Origin of the sequence: Psychrobacillus sp. INOP01, assembly GCF_018140925.1 — a bacterium.
In the GTDB taxonomy this organism is placed as follows: domain Bacteria; phylum Bacillota; class Bacilli; order Bacillales_A; family Planococcaceae; genus Psychrobacillus.
Genome location: NZ_CP073315.1, coordinates 3,022,000 through 3,034,394 on the forward strand (window position 1 = coordinate 3,022,000; position 12,395 = coordinate 3,034,394).

Genomic DNA, 12,395 nt, shown 5'->3' on the forward strand with positions numbered 1-12,395 from the left:
ATATTCATTACAACTTAGGAGACAGTTATCCAAAGTAAAGGAGATAGTAATGATTAGAGTATTACAAATTGTTGGTGCTATGGATCGTGGTGGAATTGAGACTTTTCTAATGAATATATATAGAAATATTGATAGAAATAAGGTGCAATTTGATTTTTTAGTGCACACAGATAAAAAATGTGCGTTTGATGAGGAAATCAAAAGCCTAGGTGGGAATATTTTTTCTGTAGTACCACGTAGACAGGGTTATTTTAAAAATAAAAAGTCGTTAGATGAATTTTTTAAAACTAATAATGAGTATAAAGTTGTACATCAACATTTAAGCTCGTTAACATATGTCGAGCCATTAAGAGCAGCTGAAAGTAATAATATTCTTTGTAGAATAGTTCATAGTCATAACACAAGACAAGGTGGAAGCAAGATACACAAGTATATTCATCGTATAAACCAGTTCTCAATTAAATCCTATGCTACAGACTATTTTGCTTGCTCAGATTTAGCCGCGAAATGGACGTATCCTAAAAAGTTATATAATGATCATAAGTTTAAAGTGATAAATAATGGTATTAATTCAGAGAAGTTTATATTTCATCAGGCAATTAGGGAACAAAAACGTAAAGAATTAGGCATTGTAAACAAATTCGTAATTGGTCATGTAGGAAGATTTCATCCGCAAAAAAACCATGATTTTGTGATTGATGTTTTTAAAAAGATTCACGACAAGAATAAAGATAGTGTATTAATGTTAGTTGGAGATGGAGAACATAGGTTACGAATAGAAAGAAAAGTAAAAGATTTGGGATTATCCAGGAGCGTAATTTTTACTGGTGTGAGAACTGATGTTCCAGAGTTGTTTCAAGCAATGGATATGTTTTTATTTCCGTCACTTTATGAAGGATTAGGTATTGTATTAATTGAAGCACAGGCATCGGGTCTTAAATGTTTTACGTCGGACAGAGTTGTGCCAAAGGAAGTCAAGATGAGTAATATTCTGTTGAATTTTATTTCCTTAGAACAATCGCCACAGAAGTGGGCGGATGAGATTTTGAAGTGTAAAGGTTATGCTAGAAAAGACACGACGGATATTATAAAAAAGGCTGAATTTGATATTCATCCAATAGCGGAGGAACTTCAGAAATGGTACGAGTTAAAAGCACATTCAGTTCTAATAACATCAAACTGAAGTCTTTGAATCTAAGAAATAGTGTTTCGAATAAAAAAGAAGTAGATGTATTTGTTATTTATTTGTACTTCTTTGTAGCCTTAGGAATGTGTTTCCTTTTACCTGAAGAGCACTTCAGTACAGCATTTTATTATACCGCCCTAATATTAAGTGCCGTAATGTTTGCTGGCATTGCACAGAGATGTAAAACAACATTTTTTTTAAATGTATTCATGGGGATATCATTTTTAGTTTTGTTCTTTAATTTGGGATTCAGAAATTATTCTGGGATTGATGATGAATCTTATATCAATATTTTTCTTGATGTTTCACAAAATGGCTGGTTTTCAAAATTTCAACAGTCAACAATGGAACCCGGATATTTAATCCTTAATCAATTAGTATCGTTGTTCACTGAAAATTACTTATATATGCAATTAACATCTTCTTTTATACCATTATTCTTATTTTATTATGGTTTTAAGAAATATAGGAATTTAATAAGCATTCCTATGGCTGTATTTTTATTATGTACATTTCTATACTTTCAGATACTCTCTGTAGGTCTTGTAAGAATGTTTATTGCAATGAGTATAGTATTTAATGCGTTTTATTATATTCCTCAGAGAAATATAAAAAGATATGTGTTATTAATTATAATTGCTAGTTTGTTTCATTATTCAGCACTATTTATGTTAGTGTTAACCTATTTTGCATTAAACAAGGATAACCTTTCAAAAAGGACAAAGCGATTTGTTGTTATTGGATTTGTAGCAACACCGTTTATATATATAGCTATTGCAAATTATTTAGTACCATTGATGGGAAGTAGATATTCGAATTATGGTACCGTAGATAGTTTGAGTTTAGGTTTATCAAGTTTTGATACATTTCCAATTTTATTATTATTATTTTTATTTCATAAAAAATTCAGCAACGAAAAAGCAGATTATTTTAAGATATTTTTAGCTATATATGCATTATCATGTATTATATCCTTTTATAGCAGTATGGTTTCGTTAGGAAGGCTAATTTTCTACGCTAATCTTGGCTTTTTTTTAGCTACTTCAATGGTTAGTAAATACTTGAATCGTAATTCAAAAAAATTGGTTTTCCATGCGGTAATAGTTTTATATGGATTTTTATATGTCTATAGAGCACAGTTTACATTAGTAGAACATATCCCTAATTTATTCCCATATCAAAATATATTTTTTTTATTTTAAATGAATGGAATTATAGATATTTTTATGCTATTTAATAATAAATTTAATATATTTCTTTTAGTAAAGTCCTTAATTGAAAAAATTCGAGGTGTAATAGAATGAGAGTACTATTAATTGGTGAATATTATTCTCCAAATTTAGGAGATGGAGTAATCTGTAATGTAGTAGAGAATTTGTTAATTAATTACTTTGATGATGTTGAAATTATTGTCGCTGACATATCTGGCAAGAAAGCTTATAATACGGCAATTAATAGGAGTATTTCATTGGAAAAGGAAAAATATACAAGTTTTAAATTAAAACTAAGTAAAACTTTAACAGTTTTAGGAGTTGATTTAGAGTATAAAAGATTCAAAAGGGGCTTTAAAAATAATGGAAATATTGAAGAAATTTGCTCAGGAGATTATGATTTAGCTATTTTTGCTGGTGGTCAAATGTTTAAAGACTCATTTGTGCTACCAATATCAAAATTTGTCCAATGCTTGGGTTTAAATAATATACCTATTATTTTTAATGCTTGTGGTGTTGGTGAGATCAAAAGTAAAAGGATGAAAGGAATATTGGTAAATTCCTTATCTAATCCAAATGTACGTGCCATATCATCCCGTGATGATATCAATACATTAAATGATTACATAGTAAACAGCCACCTAAAGGCTACTAAAACTTTTGATCCTGCAATTTGGACCGATGAAGTGTATAAAATTACAAAGAAAAAAAATAATGTAGTAGGACTTGGAGTAATGTATGCTTACAACATGAGTCAATCACGTATGGTTAAATTTTGGAAAGATGTCATCGGTAATTTAGAAGAAAGAGGAATAGAATGGAAGATTTTCTGTAATGGCTCAATTATAGATTATAAGTTTGCACAATATATATTAAGTACACTAGGATATAGTGAAGAAAAACAAGTTGACTTACTATCACCTAGACCTTTAAAGCCTAATGAACTAGTAGAATTAATATCTACATTCAAGAGTATTGTTTCATTTCGTTTGCATAGTCATATAATCGCATACTCTTTAGATATTCCTGGAATTTCAATAGTATGGGATGAAAAAATTAAATATTTCTATAAAAGTTTAGGTCTTGAAAGTCGTTGTAAATATTTAAGAGATAGTTCTTCTGAGATTATTACTGAGTTGGAACAGGCTGAAAAGGAAGGATACGATTCTCTTTTACGCACTAATCAAAAGGAATCTTATATTGAATTATTAACCAAAATGATAAAGGAAGTCCCTAAAAGTTAAAAGGTAGTTCTCCTATATGAATAATAATAATAATAATAATAATAATTTCAGAATGAATTGGTTTATTTATACTAATATAAAACATAGCACTATTTCCAAGGGAAATAAGGGAATAGCTGCTTTCCCATCACTCATATTTCCTGAAGTCATCAGGGATTGAAGAATATACTGACTCTTAGTATCAACGGATAGGTGTGCTTTAAATCCAAACCAAAATTCATTTTTACTTTCGCTGTTTTACTTAATGCCCCAGGCTGGTTTAATCGGAGCTTTGGACCTTGACTCATCAAGTGAGACATCAAGTTAATATCAGCAACCGTTTTTTCGTAAATAGATTTTTGTTTTTTTACTTCCTTTTCAGCTTTGGATTTACATCCGCGTTTCTTAGGTACTGATTTAGGTTTCTTTTCTTGGGCTACACTACGGTCTCTTGCCTCAAAATGAGGGGGATCAACGCAGTTGTGGCATCATTACAAAACCTTCTTCTATAGCTTGAAGTATAACAGAATCTCTCTCTTCTTCAAGTATCTGTGATTCGCTAAGTTTTCCAATAAGGCGTGAGAAAGAAGCGTTTGATAGAGTTTGATCTGATAATAGGATTCTACAATCAAGTCGAAAAAGAATATCTAATATTAATCGTTTTACCAAAAGTTTAATATTAGGTATTCCTTCATGAATACGCATGACCAAAGCGTATATCATAGCAGCATAGTTAAGCTCCGGAGGAGTACCATATATCGATTCCTTAGATATAGTAAAAACAATTGCTTTAATATCACTTGCAGAAAAAATAGCTTCAAAACGTTTTGAAGGAGTCATATCGTTAAAATTTTGTATATCAAACAAGCTCTCTTGTCGTATAATAGACATGGGAGACACCTCATTTCTCTTGGGTAATGAAACGCTTGGGAGACAAAGGATTGACATAGGGTTAGATTTTGAAATTCACTCAATTACATTAAATAAATTATTGGGAAGAGTACTATGAATAGATATAAAAAATTAATTGCAAACTCAGTAATTTTCGGAATAGGAAACTTTGGTAGCAAAATTATACTAATATTATTAGTACCTTTATATACTTTTTATTTATCTTCCTCCGAATATGGGACATTAGATATTATAACCATAACTACGAGTATGCTATTGCCTTTTATTTCATTAAGTATATATGAAGCTGTACTAAGGTTTGTGATGGATAAAAACATTTCTATACAATCAGTTGTGACTAACGCATTTGCAATGACTACTATAGGGATTTTTATCGCTATATTGATATATCCAATATTAAGCTATTTTAATGTATTAAATGGATTGTTGATATATTTATATTTGATCTTGATATTACAAGCAATAGAAGTGATACTGTCACAATACACTAGAGCAATAGATAAGGTGAAAATTTATGCTATAAGTGGGATATTAAAGACCCTAACATTAGGCGTAAGCAATATATTATTATTAACTGTTTTTAAACAAGGAATTAATGGGTATCTTTATAGTATAATATTTTCAAACATGGTTTCAATTGTTTATTTTGCCTCAAATACAGATTTATTGAAAAATATAAATGTGAGTAAGCTAAATATGAAATTAATGAAAAATATGTTAGTATACTCAATACCCTTGATTCCTAATGCCTTTATGTGGTTTCTTATGAATGCTTCTAATCGTTATTTTATTTTGCACTATAAGGGTGTAGAAATAAATGGCCTCTTTGCAGTAGCTTCTAAAATACCTGCCTTACTTACTATTTTTACTTCTATTTTCGGAAAATCTTGGCAACTTTCAGCTATAGAAGAATATAATGCTGAAGATAAATCAAAATTTTATACTCGGATCTTTTATTACTATCAGTCATTTTTATTATTAGGGACTTCTTTTATTTTAGTGTTATTGAAACCATTATTAAATCTGATATTTGCAGAAGCATATTATTTATCTTGGCAGTATATTCCCTTTTTACTTTTAAGTGTAGTATTTTCGAGCTTCTCTGGTTTTCTAGGTACAAATTATATCGCTGCTAAGGAAACTAAAGGGGTATTTAAAACTTCTTTAATAGGTGGTTTATTTAGTCTTGTTTTAAATTTTATTCTTGTTCCTATATTAGGCGGAATTGGTGCAGGTTTAGCAACTATGTTTAGTTTTATAATTATTTGGATTATACGAGTATACGATACAAAACGTTTTATAAAAATAACTATTAATATGAAAAACCTTGTAACTTGTCTATTAGTAATCATAGTTCAGATTACGATATTATTTTTAGAATTAAGTGTGTTGCTAGAATTAAGTTTGTTACTAGCCCTTTTTATTTTATTACTAGTAGTACACAGATATCTATTGTATGAATTTTATACAATAGGTAAGAAAATGTTAATGAGAAGGTAAATTTGAAAAATGTGTCCTTGTGTTAGAAACAATTCTGATAATTGACTACAATTCATAATCATATATACGGAAAAAGTTGCTGAGGATGAAATTCTTTAGCAACTTTATTGTTTATCTATATTAGGACGGTCCCTGTTTCAGCCACAATTTGAGTGACAATTGACTCTGACACAAAGTAAGCCCGAATTATAAAAAAATAAGCGCACCTTTTCGGTGAACTGCCCCCTGTCAAGTAGACAGGGGAAATAATAAAAAAGTGTTAAGCGGCTTGAGTCCTGAATTCTAGAGGGCTTAAGCCGCTTAATCGTTTCTGGTAACGACTTGTGTTGTAGAAATGAATATACAAGGCAATTGCTTTTTCTAACTCTTTGTATGTATGGAATTTGTTTAAATAATACATTTCGCATTTCAAAGAGCCCCAAAGTGAAACGTCCCTGTGTTAGAAATTATTCTACACTATTCTGACAATAGACTGCAATTTCATTTGCCAAAACCATAAGAATACTCCTTTTGGCCATTTTCTGGCGAAAGGAGAGTTAACTCTTTGTGGGAAATGGAACAAAATTTAGGTGTGAAAATAACTGTTTCTTGGAATTTTATTTATTGAAACGTGGACAAAAATCCAAACGCGTCCCTGTGTCAGAAACAAAGAAATGAAAAATATTGAATAATTTGAAATATGCATACATATGGTTTACAGAAGTCAAAATCACTGGTCGATAATTCGTTCAAAAGCAATTGGCTTACCGCCAGTTACCTAAATGAAGCGAATGTGACGTAAACCTATATTCATATTCCACCTCGAAATCTTTAGGCGATCGTACATTTCCTTTTTTAGGATGCGTGTGATCGGCTATAAAATTGGAGGTTTTTTGTCGTGGAAAACTTAAAAATGAAGAACACACAGTTAACGTATGGAGCTTTTCGTGGACCTAAGTATCTGTTAACAGGCCCAACGGGTTCTGGAAAAACAACATTTGTATCAAAGCTTGTTAATCCAAAGGCAGTCTCAATTATCACTCAAATGGTCGGTCAAGGCAGTTCTACTCTAAAGCCTAAAACATTTGTGATTTCTGCGGAAAAAGATTTTGAAAACTGTATAAGAATATGTGCAAAGCCGAATAGTCAGCCGTTGAACCGCCATGACTATGATGACGTTATTATGGAAACCTTTAGCTTGTTGGCAAAGCAGGCAGCAAAAGAAAATGTAAAAGTTGTTGAAACTGCAGAAAACCTTCTTACTAAAGGTTTTATAAAAGGAGAGAACTATGTGTCTTTCCTCGGCTTGTTGCAGGATGAAGGCTATGAGTGGATTCAAGAAACAGCAGCTATTATTGATGAAGTCCAACGTGATGAGTTGCGAGACTTATATGATGTTGCCCACGCTCGATTAGAGGATCCTGAATCTAAGAAGGCAAAGAGTAAAAGCCTGGATTCTATTGATGCGAAGTTAGTAGACGTCTTTTGTGACTATTTGGACGGGACGGTGCATCAATTTTCAGGTAAAGAAATTGGCTATAAATTAGCCGAACAATATAACAAGATTAATAATTTGTTTACGACACTTGCGCAAGACTTTTTTGATAGTTCAGATGTTACACAAGATGGGTACTATACAATCGATTTCCCTTTATCTAACTTTATGGATGAGGAAAAGACTGAAAAGAGGAATGCCTTTTTCAGTAATAACGCTAATGAAGAAAAAGTTTCTATTGAAGTGTTATATGAAGATATCATTGTATATGTTGGTATTAACATGGGTCTTGTTAAGGGCTTAGGATCAACCGCAGTGCAGTTTCATAACCGTAATGGGTTTATGGAGTTTGGCTTAATCGATACAATGGGTGCTTTTCATAAATATGGGGATAAGCAAGATGTGAAACACTACTTTGAGCGATTAACTCGTGAGAATGATTATGACGGTGTTGTCCTGTTGACTCCCCTTTATTTAGGTGCAAATGAAAAGAAGTTTCTGCAATTATCAAGTGACTTCTTTCGACAATTCCCATTTCATTTAGATGTCATTATGATTAGTAATAAAGTAGATATGGTTATTGATCAGTTTAAAAAGGAGTGGGCTAGCAAGAACATGGCCAGTGACCCATTCAGTGATTTAGGAGGTTCTGGTGGTAAGGCAGAACCTAATTTAGATGATTTAAAAGAACACATAGCTCATACGATAAAGCTAGTAGAACAGGAGGTTATATCAAATATAAATGAAGAGGGGGATGGGCGTGCTAGTGTGTTGGCACATTATGCAACCTCGTTTGTTGAAAATAGAATTGATCCTTTAGGTCTAACCCAATTAAAAAGTCTACCTCAAACGGTAATAGAAATGATAAAGCGTTTTGGGCGGGCTAAAAAGTCATCGCATAAAATTAAAATAGAATTCGATCCATCCTACGGTTCTGACATTGGCATCCTTATTAATTCACCTTCTCTAGAGAGTGGAATGCAAAAGGTGTTAGATCCAATTATGTTTCAAAATATTATACAGAACTGTAGAGCCAATGTTGGAAAAATCCCACACGGAAATAGCTTTAATGCTTTAGTTTTTCGATTACCATCTGGAGAAGGCCATCATGTGATATTGGATTATAGGTTTGTAAATGTTCATTCGTTTGATGTTAACTTTCCGGGAACTATTAAAAACTCAATAACAAAAAGTAAAGGAGACTTAACAAACCTTCTTCGTCAATGCATTACATTTGAAGGAGTGAAAAATCTAACTCCTGATGTAAAGGAAGTACTTTTTTCAAGGTTTCTTTCTCGTATAAACTCTAAAAATATAACGGCGTCGCTAGTTTATGAACAAACCTTTAGACCGGTACTGACTAAACCGTATTATGCATTTGGAGCAAAATTTCAATCGTATATTAATAATGTTAAAGTAACACTTACAAATGCTAATCAGTGTTCAGCGTATGTATTAGCAGTAGAAAAAGAGGTACACAGAGCATTTAAATCGATGCTTGATACGGATGTATTGTATAAGAAGTAGAAAAAGCTTCCTTGTGTTAGAAACAATTCTGTCAATTAACTACACTTCATCACTATCAAATAAGTAGCAATAATTAACGTCCACTTCCAAACAGGTGGGCGTTATTTATGTAATCGTCAAATAGTGCACACATTGTGTCTTATAAAAGAAAATGCCCTTCCGACTTCTTTGTCCGAAAAGCATTTTCTATTTCTTCGATTGAATATAGCAATCAACTGGGAGGTACTTGGACCATGGCATGAGATGTTCAATTTTTAGGTTTTCATCCATATTGAGCTGTAATAGTTCTTCGACATTTTTGAATACGGTACAGGAGTTCTTCCTAAATACAGTGAAGGAACTTTTACATCATTTCAATCGTAACCGTAGAAAGAGCAAAGGGCGTCAGAAAGTACCTACCAAAGCCTAAATAAGCTCCTCCTAAGGAAAAGATTTTACCATCGTCAGTCCAATTACAAGAGAACAATTCGTCGAAAAAGAAAAGAAGAAAAAAAATTAAAAAAGAAAAAGCAAGACCAAACTAAATGGTAAAAAAAGGGAACTGATTTATCTTTGAAGAACTGTTCCTTTTTTTATATTTAAGAATCGGAAACTTACTGTAAAAATATTGATTATATAAATTTATTTGTTACTTATGCAACGCGAGTGGGTACCCGAAATTTCCTAACACAGGGACGGGTTTTTAAGTGTTTTAATTCATAGACGTTTTGTGGACGCAAAAAAACAGCCCCTTGACCGAACAATCGGTCAAGGGGCTGTTTCTACTTCTTTTTCAACTATGTACAGTTAACAACCGGTGACAATCACCCACACAAGATTGTATACGTATTTTATTTAGAGCCCTCTTGCGATTGATTATTTTGGATAATAATTTGTTGGGCTGAACTATCTTTAGTCGTTGCCCAAATTAAAGCGACAATCCATCCAATAAGTGACCATCCCAACAATAAGTTCAAAAGAAGAATAGGTAGAAAATTAGTTTTTTTCTTAAGCGCTGCAATTATAGTCGGTAAAAAATAGATTGCTAATACTAATATTAACGCTAGTAGAAAAAATAAGATGACCATCGGTGTGTTAGTTTCCAATTACTACACCTCCTTAACATTTTAATTAAAATAAGTGCTATATAACTAAAAATAATGGAATAATTCAAAGTATATCATATGATAATAGTCATAAGCAAGGAGGTATAAAGGCATAACAGAGTTAGTGTCGGGTACCAAGTTCTCAGTGACGCATCCATGTGTTAGAAACAATTCTACAGAATTCTGACAATAGACTACAATTCATAGGACTTTATAGAAAGCCTTGCAGAGCATAAACAGTTAAGGCGAAAAAACGAGGGTTTAACCATTCTTAACTCTCGCAGTTATTGACTAGAAGAGGAAAAAACCTTGCAAAGATTTTCTTTACAAGGCACTATTAAATTATCTTTAGTTTAATGTGTTTTTTAATATAGGAATATAATAATTCTCTACATATGGAGAATCTAAATCTACATAAAGGCGACCATCACTTAATAGCCAAAAAAATTCCCCACCATTACTCATTGATTCTGGATTTCCAACTGCTATTGCATTAGTTGGTTTCGTACGTTTGTAAACTTCAAGCCCATCTTCTGTAAGGTGAGTTCCATTGTACAGTTGAAAGTACTTATCTTCTCTTGTATTAAAGAGAAAACTCGGTCCAGAACTATAAATATGTTGTACATTAGAAATAGAGGATACTCGCATGAAACCAATATTTGTTTTTTTTGCTAGAAAGTCACCGTCGATAATTATACTGTTATTAGAAACAAGTACGTCATTGTCATCTGTTAGGAAAGCATACATATCGGAATCATTAACTGCAATTTGTGTTACAACTTGAGCAAATGGTAATTTCACAAGTTCATCTTGCTGATCTGCCCATTGATTTAGTTGTCCTATACTTTGTACGGTTCCATCTTTTTGTAACACAAACAGTACTTTGGAGCCTGCCTCAATTTGTTTTACATTAGAGGATGTAAGTTTCTTTATCGGTGAATCTTCATTTGTACCAAGCTTCAGAAAGTCATTTCTATCATAAATATATAACTCACCGGATTTCGTCAAAGCGGCAACAAATGTCCCACCAGATGCAATGGTTTCAATGTTGCTTAAGGACTTAATCTGTTTAGCCCCAGTATATTCATCATTTATTTCCCATACAGTACCATCTTTCTTCAGGATATATCCATTTTCCAATTCCTTCACATTCTCCGATAATTGGGTATACGTTTTTATATAACGATCTACTCCTGACTCAATGCCAGAATTCCATTTAATAACATTACCGCTTATAGATAAAGCTGCTATTAGAAACTCTTGCTTTTGAGCGTCAAATCCTATAGAAAATGGTATTTCTGGCAAAGAATTATCCATTTGATAGGACGGTTCTAATGCTCTTGCAAGAAATACCGCAAAGTGAATACGTGTTAATGGAATGTTGGGTTTGAAGGATCCGTCATTGTAACCTGTTGTAATATTATTTGACGCTAAAATAGATATATAAGCTGCTTGGGGGTTGGTAACTGGAATATCTCTAAATGTTTTGTTATATTGCTTCTTTAGAGAAAATGCATTGACTATTATTTTAGCCATTTGAGCGCGTGTCAGAACTGCATCTGGCTCAAAAATAGCATTACCGTTTTTATCCGTCTTTCCACTAATAATCCCTAACTCAAGTGCACTCGCAATATATGGATAACCGACATCGCCTTCCTGTACATCCGAAAAATTAGGATTTTTTACATTTGTATAATCGACTTCAAGCGAGCGCATTAACATGGAAATGGCTTCCAATCTCGTGATTTGGTCACTTGGCCTAAACTTCCCGTGTTCTTGTACAATCCCTTCATCAACTAAAAACTGAATTTCTTCTTTGTACTCCTTCACATCGGTAAATGCGGCATTTGCTATTCCAGGTAAACAAAAAATCGATAGGAAAATTAAACATAGAATTTTTTTCATAATGAGCCCCTTTAATCATTATTTTGATAATTGCAGTTTTTTTAGATGAAGATTTTGTTAAAACTAATGAAGTGCATTTCCTATAACAATTATAATGGAAGAAGATAGATAAATAGTAATCATTTCATGTATATGTAGGAAACTCAATAAACATGTCCAATAGATTTAGGGATTAAAAAAGCGTTCCTGTGTTAGAAACAATTCTACGCAATTCTGACAATTCACTACAATTCCAAGTGAGATACAAAAGTTATATTCGTATAAAGAGGCTGTCCTCATTCGATTGACGCGTCCCTTTGTTAGAACCAATGAAGAAGAGAGAATTGCTCCGGCAATTCTCTCTTTGACCTTTTTGTCCAATACCTTTTTACT

General features: G+C 32.3%; 8 protein-coding genes and 1 pseudogene. 5 read left to right on the forward strand and 4 right to left on the reverse strand.

Going from position 1 to position 12,395, the window contains the following annotated elements; genetic code table 11:
- Positions 1-49 precede the first annotated feature (49 nt).
- The 3 genes from KD050_RS14980 (at position 50) to KD050_RS14990 (ending at position 3,641) form a co-directional block, all read left to right on the forward strand.
- Positions 50-1,183, forward strand: coding sequence for a glycosyltransferase family 1 protein (locus KD050_RS14980; protein WP_211893140.1), 1,134 nt, complete (start codon positions 50-52; stop codon positions 1,181-1,183).
- Positions 1,138-2,388: an EpsG family protein gene (locus KD050_RS14985; RefSeq protein ID WP_211893141.1), complete on the forward strand. Its 1,251-nt coding sequence runs from the start codon at positions 1,138-1,140 to the stop codon at positions 2,386-2,388. The genes KD050_RS14980 and KD050_RS14985 overlap by 46 nt, the downstream gene beginning before the upstream one ends.
- Before the next feature lie 98 nt (positions 2,389-2,486).
- Complete coding sequence (locus KD050_RS14990; protein WP_211893142.1) at positions 2,487-3,641, forward strand: polysaccharide pyruvyl transferase family protein; 1,155 nt, start codon at positions 2,487-2,489, stop codon at positions 3,639-3,641.
- A gap of 450 nt (positions 3,642-4,091) precedes the next feature.
- On the opposite strand, the gene KD050_RS15000 is transcribed toward KD050_RS14990, so the two are convergent.
- Positions 4,092-4,511: a transposase gene (locus KD050_RS15000; protein WP_211893143.1), complete on the reverse strand. Its 420-nt coding sequence runs from the start codon at positions 4,509-4,511 to the stop codon at positions 4,092-4,094.
- 114 nt (positions 4,512-4,625) lie between these two features.
- Between KD050_RS15000 and KD050_RS15005 the strand changes: the two genes are divergently transcribed.
- A complete protein-coding gene (locus KD050_RS15005; protein WP_211893144.1) occupies positions 4,626-6,032 on the forward strand; it encodes an oligosaccharide flippase family protein in 1,407 nt (468 codons plus the stop codon).
- Positions 6,033-6,291: 259 nt separating this feature from the next.
- Here the strand turns inward: KD050_RS15005 and KD050_RS15010 are convergent.
- A pseudogene (locus tag KD050_RS15010) lies at positions 6,292-6,459 on the reverse strand (IS3 family transposase); the annotation flags it as partial.
- A gap of 450 nt (positions 6,460-6,909) precedes the next feature.
- Here KD050_RS15010 and KD050_RS15015 point away from each other — a divergent pair.
- Positions 6,910-9,033 (forward strand): P-loop NTPase family protein, encoded by a 2,124-nt coding sequence (locus KD050_RS15015; protein ID WP_211893146.1) that lies wholly within the window; start codon positions 6,910-6,912, stop codon positions 9,031-9,033.
- Between the two features lie 830 nt (positions 9,034-9,863).
- On the opposite strand, the gene KD050_RS15020 is transcribed toward KD050_RS15015, so the two are convergent.
- Together KD050_RS15020 and KD050_RS15025 are read right to left on the reverse strand one after the other, a co-directional pair.
- Positions 9,864-10,118: a superinfection immunity protein gene (locus KD050_RS15020; RefSeq protein WP_235753825.1), complete on the reverse strand. Its 255-nt coding sequence runs from the start codon at positions 10,116-10,118 to the stop codon at positions 9,864-9,866.
- 348 nt (positions 10,119-10,466) lie between these two features.
- Complete coding sequence (locus KD050_RS15025; protein WP_211893147.1) at positions 10,467-12,023, reverse strand: S-layer homology domain-containing protein; 1,557 nt, start codon at positions 12,021-12,023, stop codon at positions 10,467-10,469.
- Between the last annotated feature and the right edge of the window lie 372 nt (positions 12,024-12,395).